Source organism: Herbidospora sp. RD11066 (assembly GCF_054661255.1).
The window spans coordinates 1-16,632 of record NZ_BAAGDO010000011.1; the positions used below are offsets into that span (position 1 = coordinate 1).

Sequence of the window (16,632 nt, forward strand, 5' to 3'; positions counted from 1 at the left end):
CCCGACGCGGGTCGTCACCGAGGAGACCACCTTCACCCAGGAGCAGGCCAAGACGGCCCTGCCCACCCGCCAGTACTGAGAACCACCCTCTTGGGCCGCCCCGATCTGCGAACGGGGCGGCCCGCCCGAATGAAGGAGCGCGCATGGCCGACACGGCCCCGATCCTGCGCATGACGGGGATCGGCAAGGAGTTCCCGGGTGTCCGGGCCCTCGACGGCGTGGACTTCCGGCTGCTCCCGGGTGAAGTGCACGCGCTCATGGGCGAGAACGGCGCCGGGAAGTCGACCCTGATCAAGGTCCTGACCGGGGTCTACTCGATCGACGCCGGTGAGATCGAACTGGGCGGCACCCGTGTGGCGTTCGCCGGTCCGCTGGAGGCCCAGAAGGCCGGCATCAGCACGGTCTACCAGGAGGTCAACCTCTGCCGGAACCTGTCGGTCGCCGAGAACGTCTTCATCGGTCGCGAGCCGCGCAGGTTCGGCCGCATCGCGTGGCGTGAGATGCGCCGCCGGGCTTTCGAGCTTCTGCGGAGACTGGACCTGTCGATCGACGTGTCCAAGCCGCTCAGCTCCTACTCCCTGGCGATCCAGCAGATGGTCGCGATCGCGCGGGCCATCGACATCGACGCCCGGGTGCTGATCCTCGACGAACCGACCTCCTCTTTGGACGCCGGTGAGGTCGCCCAGCTGTTCCGCGTGATGCGGCGGCTGAAGGAACAGGGCATCGCGATCCTGTTCGTCTCGCACTTCCTGGACCAGATCTACGAGATCGCCGACCGCATGACCATCCTGCGCAACGGCCGTCTCGTCGGCGAGTACGTCACCGCCGAACTGCCCCAGGTCGAACTGGTCGCGAAAATGATCGGCGGCGAGCTGGCGGTGCTGGAGCGCCTGGACGAACGCCCTCCGGCCCGCGTTTCCGACACCCTCGTCGAAGCTCAGGAGCTTGGCGGGAAGGTGGCACCCTTCTCGCTGACCATCCACAAAGGCGAAGTGGTCGGCCTGGCCGGGCTGCTCGGTTCGGGCCGCACCGAGATCGCGCGCCTGTTGTTCGGCGCCGACCACGCCGCGACCGGCACGGTCCGGATCGGCGGTGACCAGGTCGCCCTCCGCACCCCGCGTGCCGCGATGGCCAAGGGTGTGGCGTTCTGTTCGGAGAACCGCCGCGAAGAGGGCCTGGTCCCCGAGCTGACGGTGCGGGAGAACCTGATCCTGGCGTTGCAGGCCGCGCGCGGCTGGAGCCGCCCGGTGCCGCGTAAGAAGCAGGACGAGCTGGTCGCCAAGTACATCAAGGCGCTCAACATCCGCCCGGCCAACCCCGAGATGCTGATCCGCAACCTGTCGGGCGGAAACCAGCAGAAGGTCCTCCTGGCCCGCTGGCTGATCCTCGAACCCAAGCTGCTCATCCTCGACGAACCCACCCGGGGCATCGATGTCGGCGCCAAGGCCGAGATCCAGAAACTCGTGGTCGAACTCTCCGACGGCGGAATGGCGGTCCTGTTCATCTCCGCCGAACTCGACGAAGTGCTGCGGCTCAGCCACAAGGTCGCCGTCCTGCGCGACCGGCGCGTGGTCGCCGAACTCCCCAACGACGAGAGCCTGACGACGGATGCGCTGATGGAAACGATCGCCAGCGGAGCGGTCAGATGAACCCGTTGATGCGGCCGCAGTGTGGTGTCGCCGAACTCTCCAATGACGACATCCTGACGACGGATGTGCTCGTGGAGACGACCGCGAGCGGAGCAGTCAGATGAATCCATTGATGCGGCCGCAGTGTGGCGTTGCCGAACTCCCCAAGAACGTGAACCTGACGACGGATGCGCAGCGGAGCGGTCAGATGAATCCGCTGGTGCGGCCGCAGAGTGGCGTTGCTGAACTCCCCAAGAACGAGAACCTCACGACGGACGTGCTCATGGAAACGATCGCGAGCGGAGCGGCCAGATGAGCCGACCGATGTGGCTGCAGCGTGTGATGGCCGAACTTCCCGATGGCGGACGTGCTGGTGGGCGCGATCGCCGACTGACCGGTGGAATGACCCGGTTGATGCGGTCGCAACGTGTGGTGGTCGCATGAAGCGCCTTGCCTGGCCGGTGGGCATGCTGGCCGCGCTGCTGCTGGTCAACCTGATCTTCACCGACCACTTCTTCCAGATCGAGATCAAAGACGGCCACCTCTACGGCAGCCTCATCGACATCTTCCGCTTCGGCGCCCCGCTGATCCTGGTCGCCCTCGGCATGACCCTGGTCATCGCCACCAGCGGCATCGACCTGTCGGTCGGCTCCGTCGTGGCCATCTCCGGCGCCATGGCCTGCCTGCAGATCAGCACCCTCTCTTCCCAGGACTCGGTCGGCGGAGTTCTGGGAGCGATGGGCATCGCCCTGGCATTGGCTGTCGTGCTGGGTGTGGGTAACGGTGTTTTGGTCGCGGTCATCGGGATCCAGCCGATCATCGCGACCCTGATCCTGATGGTCGCCGGACGCGGTCTGGCCCAGCTGATCAGCGACGGGCAGATCATCACGATCAACAGCGAGCCCTACAAGCTCATCGGCGGCGGCTACTGGCTGACCCTCCCCTTCGGGATCATCGTCGTCGCCGCCGTCCTCGCCCTCACCGCGTTCTTCACCCGCCGCCTGGCACTGGGTCTGCTGATCGAGTCGGTCGGCGGCAATGCCGAGGCCAGCCGTCTGTCGGGGATCCGCTCGCGCGGGATCCTCATCGTCGTCTACGCCTTCTGCGCCCTGCTCGCAGGCATCGCCGGACTGATGATCAGCTCCAACGTGTCCAGCGCCGACGGCAACAACGCCGGCCTGTGGATCGAACTCGACGCCATCCTCGCCGTCGTCATCGGCGGCACCTCCCTCGCAGGCGGCCGCTTCTCCCTCAGCGGCACGGTCCTGGGCGCGCTCATCATCCAGACGCTCACCACGACGATCTACTCCATCGGTGTCCCGCCCGAGACGACGCTGCTGTTCAAGGCGCTGGTCGTGACGATCGTCTGCCTCCTCCAGTCGCCCGCCTTCCGCGCCAAGGTCTTCCGCCAACGCAGAAAACCGGCCACACCCGCGGTCAAGGCCGACGAGAAAGTGACGGTGGCCTCGTGAAAACCATGACACTGCCGCGCGCACTGCCCCGCACCCTGCCACGCAACTACCTGCCGGTCCTGGTCACCGCAGCCCTGTTCGCCGCGATGTTCATCGCGGGCGGCATCCGGTATGAGGGGTTCGCGTCCGGCCAGGTCATTCTCAACGTCTTCATCGACAACGCCTTCCTTCTGGTCGTGGCGGTCGGGATGACGTTCGTGATCCTCACCGGCGGCATCGACCTGTCCGTCGGATCGGTGGTCGCACTCACCACGATGATCAGCGCCTCACTGCTCCCATCGACACCCTCTTTCCTGGTGATCCTGCTGGTCCTGGGGATCGGCGGGCTGCTGGGGGCGGCGATGGGCGCGATCATCCACTACTTCGAGATCCAGCCGTTCATCGTCACCCTGGCCGGCATGTTCCTGGCCAGAGGGCTGTGCTATACGATCGGCACCGACTCGATCCCGATCACCGACCCGACCTTCACCGCCGTCGCGCAGACCCAGATCCCGCTCGGGCCGGGCATGTGGATCAACCCCAGCGTGCTGATCGCGCTGGCGGTGGTGCTGGTGGCGACGTACACGCTGCACTACACCCGCACCGGCCGGAACGTCTACGCGGTCGGCGGCAACGAGCAGTCAGCACTGCTGATGGGCCTCCCCGTCGCCCGGACGAAGATCGTCGTCTACACCATCTCGGGCTTGTGTTCCGCGCTCGGCGGGCTGCTGCTGTCGTTCTACATGCTGTCCGGCTACGGGCTGCACGCCGTCGGGATGGAACTGGACGCCATCGCCGCGGTCGTCATCGGCGGGACCCTGCTGACCGGCGGGTCGGGCTACCTGCTCGGGACCGTCCTGGGTGTGCTGGTGCTCGGGCTGATCCAGACGGTGATCAGCTTCGAGGGCACCCTCTCCTCGTGGTGGACCAAGATCGTCATCGGCCTGCTGCTCCTGATCTTCATCCTTCTCCAGCGCCTCATCGCAGGGCGGTCACGCCACTGACGGGACCAAGGCGCCGGCCCCGTCGCCGACCGGGCAAATGTTAGCGATAACACAAGGGAGCGTCACGTTGAGACGAGCCGCTTTAGCCGCGTTACTCCTGATCAGTACGTTGGCGCCGCCGCAGTCCGCGACCGCGGCGGCCGATCCGATCCCCGTGGGGGCCGTCGTCGACCAGTTCGACGGCACCACCCTGGGACCGGACTGGACGGTACTGGCACCGGACGACTCCCGCTGGTCGCTGTCGGGGAGCGCACTCCATCTCGACACCTCGACCGGTGACACCTACCAGGCGCAGAACAGCGCCAGGAACCTCTTCCTCGTCGACATCCCGGCCGGTGACTTCGAGGTGGTCACCAGGGTCAACGCCCCGGTCGCGCTCAACTACCAGGCCGGAGGGCTGCTGGCCTGGCAGGACTGGGACAACTACGTGCGCGCGGGGCTGGCCAACGTCAACGGCGCGGTGATCGAGACCGGGACCGAGGTCGGCGCCCTCTACCGGGCGAGCCTGGCGCCCATGCCCGGCTCCACGAGCGAGACCCTCAAACTGGCCAGGACCGGCGACGTCTTCGTCTCCTCCTACTGGACCGGCGAGGCCTGGGCGGAGGCCGCCCGCACGACCGCCGCCCTCGACGTGAAGCAGGTCGGGCTGTTCGGCTTCTCGGCCACCAACGGCACCCCGATCCGCGTCGACTTCGACTATTTCGCCGTCAAGGCCAGCCCGGGACAGCCGGTGACCCCCGAGGGGCGGTTCACCCTCCGGGCCAAGACGGCGCCCTACCTGACGGCCGACGCCACCGGAGTGGTCCGGGCCGCGACGCAGGTCCCGAACACGGGCCTGCTGCTGACCGCCGAGACCCGGGCGGGCGGCGTGGCGCTCAAGGACGCCGCGTCCGGGAAGTACCTGGAGGTGGGAGGCCAGGTGCGGCTGAGCGCGACCGGCTCGGTCTTCCAGATCACCGACGCCGGTGGCGGCAAGGTCATGCTGTCCTCCGGCGACGCGAACGTCGCGGTCAGCGAGGGCCTGCTGGTCACCGGCGAGGCCGCGACGAAGTTCGCCGTCGAGGGCTTCACCGGCGGCGACCTCACCGTCGACACCGGGGCCCAGGGCACCGAGGTCAGCCCCAACCTCTACGGCGTGTTCTACGAGGACATCAACCACGCCGCCGACGGCGGTCTGTACGCCGAACTCGTCCAGAACCGCTCCTTCGAGTTCAACAACCAGGACAACGCCTCCTACAACGGGCTGACCGCCTGGAGCAGGGTCGAGCGCGGTGCCACCGCGGTCGCCGCCGTCTCCACCGAGGCGCCGCTGAACTCCAACAACCGCACCTACCTGCGGCTGGACGTCACCGGAACCGGCACCGCCGGAGTGAGCAACGCCGGGTTCAACCGGGGCCTGGCCGTCAAGGAGGGCGAGCGGTACGAGCTGTCGCTCTGGGCCAGGCGGGCGACCGGCGGGGCGCTCGCGGTCACCGTGGAGAACGGCGGCGCCGTGCTCGGCGAGGCGACGCTGCGGCTGCGGGCCGGTGACTGGACCAGGTACACCGCCTCGTTCAAGGCCACCGGCACCACCGACGCCGCGCGGCTGGTCGTCCAGGCCCCGGCGGGCCGCGTCGACCTCGACATGGTCTCGCTGTTCCCCAAGGACACCTTCGAGGGCCGCAAGAACGGCATGCGCAAGGACCTGGCGGAGAAGATCGCCGACCTGAAGCCCCGGTTCCTCCGCTTCCCCGGCGGCTGCGTGACCAACGTCGGCACCTACGACACCTACGCCGAGAGCGGTGGCCGCCGCCGCATGTACCAGTGGAAGGAGACCATCGGACCGGTCGAGGAACGGCCGGCCAACTTCAACTTCTGGGGCTACAACCAGACGTACGGGATCGGCTACTACGAGTACTTCCAGTTCGCCGAGGACCTCGGCGCCGAACCGCTGCCGGTCCAGTCGGTCGGCGTGAACGCCTGCGGTGTCAACCTGCGCCTGACCGACCAGCAGAAACTCGACAGGTACGTCCAGGACACCCTCGACCTGATCGAGTTCGCCAACGGTCCCGTCACCTCGGAGTGGGGCGCCAGGCGCGCCGCCATGGGCCACCCGGAACCCTTCGGCCTGGAGTACGTCGGCCTCGGCAACGAGGAGACCGACGAGTACTTCTTCACCACTTATCCGAAGTTCGCCGCCGCGATCCGCGCCGAGTATCCCGACATCAAGATCCTCACGAACTCGGGCCAGACCTCCCAGGGCACCTGGTTCGACCGGCTCTGGCAGTTCGCCCGCGACCAGAAGGCCGACCTGGTCGACGAGCACTACTACAACGACCCGGGCTGGTTCCTGTCGAACAACCGGCGGTACGACTCCTACGACCGCGAGGGCCCCAAGGTCTTCATCGGTGAGTACGCCTCGCGCGGCAACACCTTCTTCAACGCGCTGGCCGAGGCGTCGTACATGACCGGGATCGAACGCAACTCCGACGTGGTCGAGCTGGCCTCCTACGCCCCGCTGCTGTCGAACGTCGACTACGTGAACTGGACGCCCGACCTCATCTGGTTCGACAACGACCAGCTCTACGGCTCGCCGAGTTACTACGTACAGAAGATGTTCTCCACCAATGTCGGCGAGCGGATCCAGCCCAGCACCTTCGAGGGCGAGACCAGAGCCGAGGCGGACATCGCGGGCGGCATCGGGCTCGGCTCCTGGAACACCCAGGTCCGGTACGACGACGTCACGGTCACCGGCGACGACGGAGAGGTGCTGTTCACCGAGGACTTCTCCGGGGGAGCGGGCCGGTGGACCGCGACCACCGGGGCGTGGTCGGTGCAGAACGGCGCCTACGTGCAGACCGGTAACGCCACCGACGCCCGGTCGACCGCCGGTTCGCCCGATTGGTCGAACTACACGATGGAGGTGACCGCCAGGAAGACCGGCGGCGCCGAGGGCTTCCTGGTCTCGTTCGGCGTGAAGGACACCGGCAACTTCTACTGGTGGAACGTCGGCGGCTGGAACAACACCCAGTCGGCCATCGAGAAGTCGGTGAACGGCGGCAAGACGTCGATCGCCACCTCCACCACCACCGTGCAGACCGGCCGCGACTACAAGATCAAGATCCAGGTGTCCGGACGTAAGGTCACCACCTGGATCGACGGCCAGAAGGTGAACGAGTTCGTCGACAGTTCCGCCGTCGAACCGCTCTACCAGGTGGTCTCCCGCGACGGCGAAGGACACGTCACCCTCAAGGTGGTCAACGCGCAGGACACCGGCGTGCGGAGCACGGTCCGCCTGGACGGCGCCCGCGTCGGCCCGACGGCCCGGGTGACCACGCTCACCGGCGACGCCGGCGACGTCAACTCCCTCGCCGATCCGACCAGGATCGCGCCGGTGGAACGCCAGGTCGGCGGGTTCTCCAACGCCTTCACCTACGACTTCCCGGCCCGTTCCGTCGTCTTCATCCGGTTCAGCGAACGCTCGTAGCCACAGAAGAAAGGGGTGGGCCGCGCCGAGGCCCACCCCTCTAGCCGGTCAGTTCGAGAACGTGAGCCAGTTCAGGTTCACGAAGTCGGCCGGCTGGCCGCTGCTGAAGGTCAGGTAGACCGTGTGGGTCCCGGTCACCCCGCTGATGTTGGCGGGGATGGTCTGCCAGGTCTGCCAGCCGCCGGTGTTCCCCACCGAGATGCTGCCGATGGGGGTCGCGGTCGGGCTGTCGAGGCGCACCTGGATCAGGCCGCTCACCCCGCCGGCCGTCCCCGAGGCCGCTCGTGCCTTGAACTGGGTGGCCGCCGACGTGCCGAACTGGACGTTGTCGTAGCGCAGGTAGTCGCCGTTGGAGATGTAGGCGACGTTCTGGCCGCCACCCGCGTCGGTGGTCGTCTCCAATGCGGTGCCGCTTTGGGCCTGGTAGGCCTCGGCCTGGATGGTCGAGCGGGCGTTGACGCCGGTACCCGACGTGGGTGTCGGCGTCGGGCTCGGGTTGGTCGTGCCGCCGCTGTGCCAGACCGCCACGTAGTCGACCAGCATCGGCTTACCTGACACGGTCGAAGACGTGGGAGTGGAGTAGCCGGCCACGCCGTTCGGGAAGGCGCCGCCGATGGCCACGTTCAGGAGCAGGAAGTAGCCGTTGTGGTTCGTCATGTTCGACCAGGTCGTCGCGTCGAACTGGCTCTGGTTGACGCCGAAGAACTGGATGCCGTCGACGTACCAGCGGATCTGGTTCGGCGAGACGCTGCGGTCCCATTCGAGCCGGTACGTGTGGAACGCCGACTGGCAGCTGGGGTTCGGGCACGCCCGGCTGGCGCCGAGCCCGTTGGTCTCGTTGCACGGCCCGCCCGGGTTGACGCCGCAGTGCAGGGTCCCCCAGACGGCGTTCACCCCGTTGACGTTCTCCATGATGTCGAGCTCGCCGATGCCGGGCCAGTTCCAGTAGTTGCCCCGGTAGGGCGCGCCGAGCGACCAGAACGCGGGCCAGTAGCCCATCGCCGAGGCGCCGGTCACGTTGGGCATCTGGATCCGGCCCTCGATGCGCAGGATCCCCCCGGCCGCCGGCTTGAAGTCGGCGCGGCGGGTCTCGACGCGGCCCGACGTCCAGGAGCCGTTGCTCGCCTTGATCGGGGTGATGCGCAGGTTGCCGCTGCCGTCGAGGCTGAGGTTCTGGGTGTTGCTCGTGTACTGCTGGATCTCCCCGGTGCCCCAGTTGGACGGGCCGCCCGAGTAGCCGTAGCCGGTGTCGATGATCCAGTTCGACGACGACGGCAGCGAGCCGGCGGAGCCGGTGAAGTCGTCGGCCCAGACCAGCGACCAGCCCGACGGCGTCGACGGCACCGACGCGGCGGCCGGGATGCCGGCCAGGGTCGTGGCCGCGACCGCGACCGCCAGGAGCGGCAGGAGTAATCGTTTGAACATGGTGGATCCTCGTTTCTGATCCGCGACCGGGCGGCGCCGGTGACGGTCCCGGGCAGCCTCGCGGGAGGGCCGCTGGTAGACGGCCCCTGGCGGGGTGGGGATGACGCCGCGTCGGCGGATCGATCTGAGCGACACTGTGCTCCGCCCGTCTCACGGCGGTCAAGAGGTCCGGTGAGATTTTTGAGAGCGCTCTCTCGGAAAAGTTTGGGCCTTGACGCCATCTGCGATGAGGGCCAGCCTGTGCAGGAAATCGCTCTCTACGTTGTCTCTGGAAGGGTGGCCGCCGTGCGTGGTTCCGTGGCGCTGGTGGTCGGGGAACCGCTGTCCCGGGTCTTCTCCGAGGACCCGCTCTTCGCCCTGGTGAGCCGGTCGGTCAGCCGGGAGCTCGGGCACGTCGACCGCCAGGTCGTGCTCATGCTCGGGACCGGTCCGGACAGCTCCGCGCGCATCGAGCGCTACGTCGCGGGCGGCCACGTCGACGGCGTCATGCTCGTCTCGATGCACGACACCGACCCGCTTCCCGGCGCCATCGACCGGATCGGGGTGCCGGTCGTGTCGTACGGACGGCCCGCCGCCCCCTGCCCGATCGGGTACGCCGACAGCGACAACCCCTCGGGCGCCCGCCTGGCCGTCAACCACCTGCTCAACCGCGGCCGCCGGAAGATCGCCACCATCGCGGGGCCGCCCGACATGATCGCCGGCCAGGACCGGCTGACCGGCTACCACGGCTCGATGGCCGACGCCGGGCAGCCGCCGTGCGTCGTCTTCGGCGACTTCACCCGCCATTCGGGCGCGGAGGCGATGGCCCGGCTGCTGCGCACCGACCCGGATGTGGACGCCGTCTTCGCCGCCAACGACCTGATGGCCATCGGCGCCCTCCAGACGCTGCGCAGGGCCGGTCGGCGGGTCCCCGACGACGTGGCCGTGGCGGGCTACGACGACTTCGAGGCGGCCAGGTTCACCCATCCGCCGCTCACGACCGTGCGCCATCCGGTGGCCGAACAGGTCGGTGCGATGACCCGGCTGCTGGTCGACCGGATGGGCGGCGGCCCGCTCGCCTCGATCGTGCTGCCGGCCGAGCTCGTCATCCGAGAGTCGACGTAACAGGCCATCCGAACGTAGGAGCTCCACCTCCGAAAGAAGGAGATCCACATGGCGCCGGGTACGCCAGCGTGGAAGGTATGAAGCGACTCTGGGGAACGACGGCCGCGCTCGTCCTGTTGGGCGCGCTCGCGGCCTGTGGCACCACCACGGAGAAAGCGGCGCCGCCGGCCGCCACTCCCAAGCACGGCCACACGAACGCAGAGGAGAAGCCGGCTCCGCTACGCGACGGCGAGCGGTTCGTCACGCTGACGATGGCCGAGCCGTACACCCCCAAGGGACCCAACGGCGGGTCCGACGACTACCGGTGCTTCCTCATCGACCCCGGCACGGAAGGCAGCGGGTTCCTGACCGGCGCGCAGTTCCAGCCGCTGAACACCGCCGTCGTCCACCACGCGATCTTCTTCCGGCTCTCGCCCGAGCAGGTCGCCGAGGCGAAGAAGCTGGACGCCGACGCGCCCGGCCAGGGCTGGACCTGCTTCGCCGACGCGGGGGTCCGCCAGGCCGGATGGGTGGCCCACTGGGCGCCCGGCACCAACGAGACCCTGCTCGACCCGAAATACGGGCACCCGGTCCCGCCGGGGAGCCAGCTCGTCATGCAGGTCCACTACAACACCCGGGCGGGGAGCGGCCCCGACCAGTCGGCGATCCGGCTGAGGGTGAGCGACAAGCAGCTCGAACCGCTCGGCACCGCGCTGTTCCCCGCGGCGGTCGAACTGCCGTGCACCGACCAGGAGTCGGGGCCGCTGTGTGACCGCGCCGCCGCCGTGAAGGACATCGGCCGCCGGTTCGGGCCCGAGTCGGAGTCGACCCCCGACGGCCTCGCGCAGTTGTGCGGCCCGGTGAAGCCGGGGCCGACCCAGCACTGCGACATGCCCGTCCGGGAGCCGGGCACGCTGCACGCGCTGACCGGCCACATGCACCTGCTCGGGCGCTCGATCAAGGTCGAGCTCAACCCCGGCACGCCGGACGCCAAGACGCTGCTCGACGTCCCCGACTACAACTTCGACAACCAGGCGCTCCAGCCGCTCGCCACCCCCGTGGAGGTGAAGAAGGGCGACACGGTCAGGGTGACGTGCACCCACGACGCCAAGCTCCGCTCGATGCTGCCGCAGTTCGAGAAGGAGGAGCCGCGCTACGTCGTCTGGGGCGAGGGGACCGCCGACGAGATGTGCCTGGGGGTCGCCATCATGTCGACCTGAGCTAGCCTCTCGGGCCATGGGGCACTCGCACGGGCCGGTCGCGCCCGCCGACCGCAAGACCGTCTGGGCCGTGCTGGCCGTCATCGTGCCGCTGGCGGTCGCGACGCTGGTCGCGCTCGTCGTCCTGTGGCCCGGCGACGTGAAGAAGGCGCAGGAGCCCCGGCTGCCGGAGCTGAAGGGGACGATCACCTCGATCTCCGGCGAGACGGCGACCGTCGAGTTCTCGATCTACCACCAGGTCCGCGCGATGCTGCCGACCGCGCCAGGATCGGCCACCTTCGCCGACGGCGACGCGGTCGTCGTGCTCGACCTGCAGGACGGCACCTACGCCGTCTCCGACCACGACCGGTCGTCGTCGCTGTGGCTGCTCGGGGCGGCGTTCGCGCTGGCGGTGGTCGCCTTCGGGCGCTGGCGGGGGCTCACCGCGCTGGCCGGGCTCGCGATCACGTTCGGCCTGCTGCTCACGTTCGTGCTCCCGGCCATCCTGGCCGGGGCCTCGCCCCTGCTGGTCGCCGTCGTCGGCGCGGCGGCGATCATGTTGATCGTCCTGTACGTCACCCACGGCGTCTCCGTGCCCACCTCGGTCGCCGTGATCGGCACCCTGGTCAGCCTGGCCCTCACGGGCCTGCTCTCGCTGCTGGCCATCGACGGGGCCCACCTGACCGGCGTGAGCGACGACAGCTCGTGGCTGCTCGGGACGAACTACCAGATCAACACGGAAGGGCTGCTGCTGGCGAGCATCATCATCGGCTCGCTCGGCGTGCTCGACGACGTCACGGTCACCCAGGCCGCGACGGTGGCCGAACTCGCCCACGCCAACCCCGGGTACACGGGCCGGGAGCTCTACCGGGCCGCGACCCGGGTCGGGCGGGCGCACATCGCCTCGGTCATCAACACGATCGTGCTCGCGTACGCCGGTGCGTCCCTCCCGCTGCTGCTGCTCATCAGCATCGGAAACGAGCCCCTGGGTGAGGTGCTGACCGGGCCGGTGGTCGCGCAGGAACTCGTGCGGAGCATCGTGGGCACTCTCGGGCTGATCGCGGCGGTGCCGATCACGACGGCACTGGCGGCGCTGACCTGCCGGGGGCGGGCCCGTTCGGCCGGGGACGTTCCCGAACGGGCCCGCGATATGGTGAACGGCTAGGCGCGGCGCAGGTAGTAGCCGTACGACCAGCCGGTGGTGCCGTCCTTCTTGGTGATCTTGACCCAGCCGCGGGTCTTGACCGGGGAACCCTGGACGGTCGACTTCCACTTGAGCTTGCCGACCACCTTGTGCTTCAGGCCGGGGCCCGAGCGCACGTTGAGATGGCTGCCCTTACGTACGTGCTGGACCCGGTACTTCACCGAGGTCCCGGCGGCCACGACCGTCAGGTAGCCGAACGCGGTCGGATAGAGCTGGCCCTGGCAGGCCACCGAGATCGAGTAGGTGCCGGGCTTGGTGCCCGCCCAGACCGTGGCGGTGCCGGCCGCCCGAACACCGTTGGGCAGCAGGGTCACGCTGCGCCCCCAGGCGGGCGAGTAGGCGTAACCGGGCCGGGTGGCGCACGCCTTGGTGCGCAGCCGGATGGCCTGCCCGGCGTGGACGGTGGAGGGGGCGGCGGTGACCGCCGGGGCGGTGGTGCGGGAGGGCCCCTGGGGGTGGCCGGTGCTCGCGTCGGCCGGGAGGGCCAGGCAGAACACGGTCGCCGCGACGACGGCGGCGGGCTTGACGAGATCCATGATCTCACTCCTTACGTACCAGGCAGGCTTTTGACCTGCTGTTACTACTCATAGTAATCACTTGATTACAAGTTGTGAATACCTTGGAGTGAATCTGGTTGCCAACCGCCGGTGCAGGGTCCGTACCGTGGGAAGGGCCGGGACGTTGAAGGAGGCTCGATTCCATACTAAGTTTGTAGGAAAAGTGGAGGATTATCGTGACTCTGCCCGGTTTCCTGGTCATCGGGGCCCCGAAGGCCGCCACGACCGCCCTGCACGCCGCGCTCACCGCCCACCCCGACCTGTGGCTTTCCGGCGTGAAGGAGCCCAAGTTCTTCCTGTCCGACGGCCCGCCGCCGGACCGGGGCGGCCCCGGCGACGCGGAGACCTACCGGGAGCACGTCTGGCGCCGCGCCGACTACGAGGCCCTGTTCCGGCCCGGCTACCTGAACGGTGAGTCGACCCCGTTCTACCTGTACGACCGGGACGCCCAGCGGCGCATCAAGGACCTGATCCCCGACGTCAGACTGATCGTGGTGATCCGCGACCCGGTCGAGCGGGCCCACTCGAACTGGACCCACCTGTGGTCGGCGGGCCTGGAGCCCGTGGGGGACGTCGTCGAGGCCTGCGCCCGCGAGTCCGAGCGGATCGCCGCCGGATGGGCGCCCTTCTGGCACTACGTGGGCCTGGGCAAATATGGCGAGCAGCTGCGCGACCTCTACGACCTGTTCACCGAGGAGCAGGTGCTCGTCTTCCGCTACCGGGACCTGCTCGACCGCCCGGCGGAGACGCTCGACCGCATCTGCGGGCATCTCGGGGTACGTACCGGCCTGATCTCCGAGGTCCCCCGCGAGAACGTGACCGTGCACCCGCCCGAGACGGTGCTCCACCAGGTGTTGTCACAGGTGGTGCGCGTGGGAGACAGGCTCGGCGGCCAGGTGCTGACCGCGCCGCTCGCCCGCGTCCTCCAGCGCGACGGCCGCGCCCGCCGGCCCCTGACGTGGGAGCAGCGCCAGGAGCTGATCGCGTATTTCACCGACGACATCAAGCTGCTCGAAGAGGTGACGGGGGAGGACTTCTCCGACTGGATCAGACCGAGAGACCGTTCGGGCGGCCAGGTCGGCCACCGGCCCAACGGCCAGGGCCAGGCGCGCAACGGCCGGCCCAGGTAGGCAACGCTTTGAGGGCGGGGAGCCGGCGGGCTATGGCCCTCGGCTTTTGCGCGGGCAAGTGGTCCCGCATTCGGGTCGCGGGTAAGTAGCCGCATTTTTCGGCCGCGCGGGCTAGTTGCGCCGCGCGGCCGCGCGATCGTGCTAAATCAGCTCCGTGCGCAGGTCGTGGGCGCCGTCGGGGCGGGTCCACTCGTAGTAGATGCGCTGGCCGCCGTTCGGCAGGTCGAGGATGTCGAGGTAGCGCAGGCCGCCGTAGGGCGACTGGGCGTGCGGGTGGAGGCCGACCGCCGTCAGGGTCGACGGGTCGGGACCCGTGGCCACGCCCGTGCGCTCCTCGTAGTTCTCCGCCGCGCTGGCCCGGCCGTCGTAGTAGGCCAGGACGCCGTCGTCGGTGAAGCGGACCGCGGAGATGCGGACGCCGCGTGAGTCCCAGGTGCCGGGGCGGCGGTCGAGGGCGGTGCCGTGCCAGGTCCAGTCGCGGCCGTCGGGGCTGGTGGCGTAGTCGGTGACCATCTGGTCGGCCTCTTCGGGGATCTCCAGCGGGTGGCAGGAGGCCCACAGGTGCCACTGGCCGCCGTGGTGGACGATCACCGGGTCTTTGACGCCCGTCTTCAGGTCGCCGGGCAGGACCACGTGGGCGGTCGCCGGGTCGAGGTCCTCGGGGCGGCCCGCCTCCAGGAGTTCGACCCGCCAGTGCTTGGTTCCGTAGGTGGCGCAGCTCAGGTAGAGCCGCCAGGTGCCCGACGGGGTCAGCACGAGCGTGGGGCGCTCCAGCGACTCGGTCCGCATCTGGTCTTTGGTGATCGTCAGGACGGGCTCGAAGCGTTCGCCGTCGTCCGAGCGGGCGATCTGGATCGCGTAGCCGCGACCCTCGCCGATCGGGCGGCGCAGCCGGTAGGCCAGGTAGATCGTCCCGTCGGGGGTGACGACGGCGCTCGGGGCGCCGGCCCAGAAGCCGGGGCCGTCTCCGGGCGGGGGGATCGCCACGACGGAACGCTGGGGCTGAGGGAGGAACATTCCGGAGTCTCCAAGGATCACATGTCGACCATAGACAGCCAGGTCGCAGGGTCGAAGAGGCTTTGCCAGGTCGTTAACTCGACAAAACCTACCCTTTTAATGGGTTTATAGGCCGGTGATATTTCCCTGAACCCTCCCGGTGAACCCCGCGTATCTCGGCCCGTAAGGGGAGTTCGCGAACCTCCAGCACCTTAGGTCATGCACCGAGAAGGCCCTCGAAGGAGACCACCAGATGCGTTCACGCGTCGCCGTGCTCGCCGCCGGGACGCTCGTCCTGAGCACCCCCTTGAGCATCCCCGCCAGTGCCCAGACAGTTGCCCAGACGGCCCCGCAGGCCAAGCCAGTCACCGCCGCCAAGCCGGCCGCCGCCAAGACGGCGACCAACAGGTACGCCCAGGTTAACCTGGTTTCCGATGTCGCCGGTAAGGCCGCCGTCACCGACCCCAAGCTGGTCAACCCCTGGGGCCTGGCGATGGGCAAGACGCTGTGGGTGTCGGGTGCCGGCACCGGCGTCGCGACCGTCTACTCCGGCAACGCCAAGAAGGAGCAGACCGAAGTCGCGATCCCGGGCGGCACGCCCACCGGCCAGGTCATCAACACGTCGACCGACGAGTTCATGATCAAGGACAAGCCGGCCCAGTTCATCTTCGCCAGCCCGTCGGGCGCGATCACGGCGTGGAACGCCGAGGTCAACCCGAAGAACGCGGTCATCGCCGCGTTCACCAAGAACGCCGACTACAAGGGCCTGGCGGTGATGGAGACCAACAAGGGCTCCTTCCTGCTGGCCCCCTCGTTCTCGCACGGACGCGTGCACGTCTACGACTCGGAGTTCGACCGGGTCGCGCTGTCGCGCTCGCAGTTCCGCGACCCTCGCATGCCCAGCAACTACTCTCCGTTCAACGTCGAAGTCGTCGGCAACGTGATCATGGTCGCGTACGCCAAGCGCGACCCCGCCACCGGCAAGGCCGTCCCCGGAAAGGGTAACGGCTTCGTGTCCCGATTCTCCGCCAACGGCCGCTTCCTCGGCCGCTTCGCCCAGCGCGGCGCGCTCAACGCGCCGTGGGCGATGATCCAGGCGCCGCGCGGATTCGGTGCCTTGGCCGGCGCCGTTCTGGTGGGTAATTTCGGAGATGGGCACGTCAACGCCTACAACGCCCGCTCGGGTCGCTGGCTGGGCGCGCTGAAGTCGTCCAACAACCAGCCGATCGTGCTGGAAGGCCTGTGGGATCTGGAGCCGGGCACCGAAGCGAACGGCGGCACGAACTCTGTATGGTTCGCGGCGGGCATCGACAAGGCCCAGCACGGCCTCCTGGGCGTGCTGAGGCCGTCCGACGCCGGGCCGCTGCCCGGTGCCGGGTCGGCATCGGCTCCGTCGGCTTCGCCGGCGGCGACGCCCAAACCGTCGGCGAGCACTACGCCGACGTCGTCTGCGGGCGGCAGCAACTACAGCTACTGAGCTGCCCGGAAG

Annotated in this window: 13 protein-coding genes; 10 read left to right on the forward strand and 3 right to left on the reverse strand. The window is 68.8% G+C overall.

Features of this window, described 5'->3' with window-relative positions:
* Nucleotides 1-143: 143 nt before the first annotated feature.
* The 5 genes from ACYQ78_RS32795 to ACYQ78_RS32815 all read left to right on the forward strand — a co-directional run bounded on the left by ACYQ78_RS32795 (nucleotide 144) and on the right by ACYQ78_RS32815 (nucleotide 7,549).
* Nucleotides 144-1,649: a sugar ABC transporter ATP-binding protein gene (locus ACYQ78_RS32795; protein WP_459804832.1), complete on the forward strand. Its 1,506-nt coding sequence runs from the start codon at nucleotides 144-146 to the stop codon at nucleotides 1,647-1,649.
* 100 nt (nucleotides 1,650-1,749) lie between these two features.
* On the forward strand, nucleotides 1,750-1,944 hold the full coding sequence (locus ACYQ78_RS32800; RefSeq protein WP_459804833.1) for a hypothetical protein: 195 nt from the start codon (nucleotides 1,750-1,752) through the stop codon (nucleotides 1,942-1,944).
* A gap of 124 nt (nucleotides 1,945-2,068) precedes the next feature.
* On the forward strand, nucleotides 2,069-3,100 hold the full coding sequence (locus tag ACYQ78_RS32805) for an ABC transporter permease (protein ID WP_459804834.1): 1,032 nt from the start codon (nucleotides 2,069-2,071) through the stop codon (nucleotides 3,098-3,100).
* Between the two features lie 5 nt (nucleotides 3,101-3,105).
* Nucleotides 3,106-4,083, forward strand: a complete 978-nt coding sequence (gene yjfF, locus ACYQ78_RS32810) for a galactofuranose ABC transporter, permease protein YjfF (protein WP_459805078.1) — start codon at nucleotides 3,106-3,108, stop codon at nucleotides 4,081-4,083.
* Between the two features lie 67 nt (nucleotides 4,084-4,150).
* Nucleotides 4,151-7,549, forward strand: a complete 3,399-nt coding sequence (locus ACYQ78_RS32815) for an alpha-L-arabinofuranosidase C-terminal domain-containing protein (RefSeq protein WP_459804835.1) — start codon at nucleotides 4,151-4,153, stop codon at nucleotides 7,547-7,549.
* Nucleotides 7,550-7,597: 48 nt separating this feature from the next.
* Here ACYQ78_RS32815 and ACYQ78_RS32820 read toward each other — a convergent pair whose 3' ends face one another.
* Nucleotides 7,598-8,974: a glycoside hydrolase family 16 protein gene (locus tag ACYQ78_RS32820; protein ID WP_459804836.1), complete on the reverse strand. Its 1,377-nt coding sequence runs from the start codon at nucleotides 8,972-8,974 to the stop codon at nucleotides 7,598-7,600.
* A 285-nt stretch (nucleotides 8,975-9,259) separates the two neighbouring features.
* Here ACYQ78_RS32820 and ACYQ78_RS32825 point away from each other — a divergent pair, with 285 nt between their 5' ends.
* The 3 genes from ACYQ78_RS32825 to ACYQ78_RS32835 all read left to right on the forward strand — a co-directional run bounded on the left by ACYQ78_RS32825 (nucleotide 9,260) and on the right by ACYQ78_RS32835 (nucleotide 12,421).
* Entirely contained in the window at nucleotides 9,260-10,078 is an 819-nt protein-coding gene (locus tag ACYQ78_RS32825; RefSeq protein ID WP_459804837.1) for a LacI family DNA-binding transcriptional regulator, read from the forward strand.
* Between the two features lie 77 nt (nucleotides 10,079-10,155).
* Nucleotides 10,156-11,277: a monooxygenase gene (locus tag ACYQ78_RS32830; RefSeq protein WP_459804838.1), complete on the forward strand. Its 1,122-nt coding sequence runs from the start codon at nucleotides 10,156-10,158 to the stop codon at nucleotides 11,275-11,277.
* 16 nt (nucleotides 11,278-11,293) lie between these two features.
* A complete protein-coding gene (locus ACYQ78_RS32835) occupies nucleotides 11,294-12,421 on the forward strand; it encodes a YibE/F family protein (protein WP_459804839.1) in 1,128 nt (375 codons plus the stop codon).
* Here the strand turns inward: ACYQ78_RS32835 and ACYQ78_RS32840 are convergent.
* Nucleotides 12,418-12,996, reverse strand: coding sequence for an SH3 domain-containing protein (locus ACYQ78_RS32840; RefSeq protein ID WP_459804840.1), 579 nt, complete (start codon nucleotides 12,994-12,996; stop codon nucleotides 12,418-12,420). The two genes, ACYQ78_RS32835 and ACYQ78_RS32840, sit on opposite strands and share 4 nt — an antisense overlap.
* Before the next feature lie 197 nt (nucleotides 12,997-13,193).
* Between ACYQ78_RS32840 and ACYQ78_RS32845 the strand changes: the two genes are divergently transcribed.
* Nucleotides 13,194-14,147, forward strand: coding sequence for a sulfotransferase family protein (locus ACYQ78_RS32845; protein ID WP_459804841.1), 954 nt, complete (start codon nucleotides 13,194-13,196; stop codon nucleotides 14,145-14,147).
* A gap of 141 nt (nucleotides 14,148-14,288) precedes the next feature.
* Here ACYQ78_RS32845 and ACYQ78_RS32850 read toward each other — a convergent pair whose 3' ends face one another.
* Entirely contained in the window at nucleotides 14,289-15,134 is an 846-nt protein-coding gene (locus tag ACYQ78_RS32850) for a glycoside hydrolase family protein (RefSeq protein ID WP_459804842.1), read from the reverse strand.
* Between the two features lie 262 nt (nucleotides 15,135-15,396).
* Between ACYQ78_RS32850 and ACYQ78_RS32855 the strand changes: the two genes are divergently transcribed.
* Complete coding sequence (locus ACYQ78_RS32855; RefSeq protein ID WP_459804843.1) at nucleotides 15,397-16,620, forward strand: TIGR03118 family protein; 1,224 nt, start codon at nucleotides 15,397-15,399, stop codon at nucleotides 16,618-16,620.
* Nucleotides 16,621-16,632 lie beyond the last annotated feature (12 nt).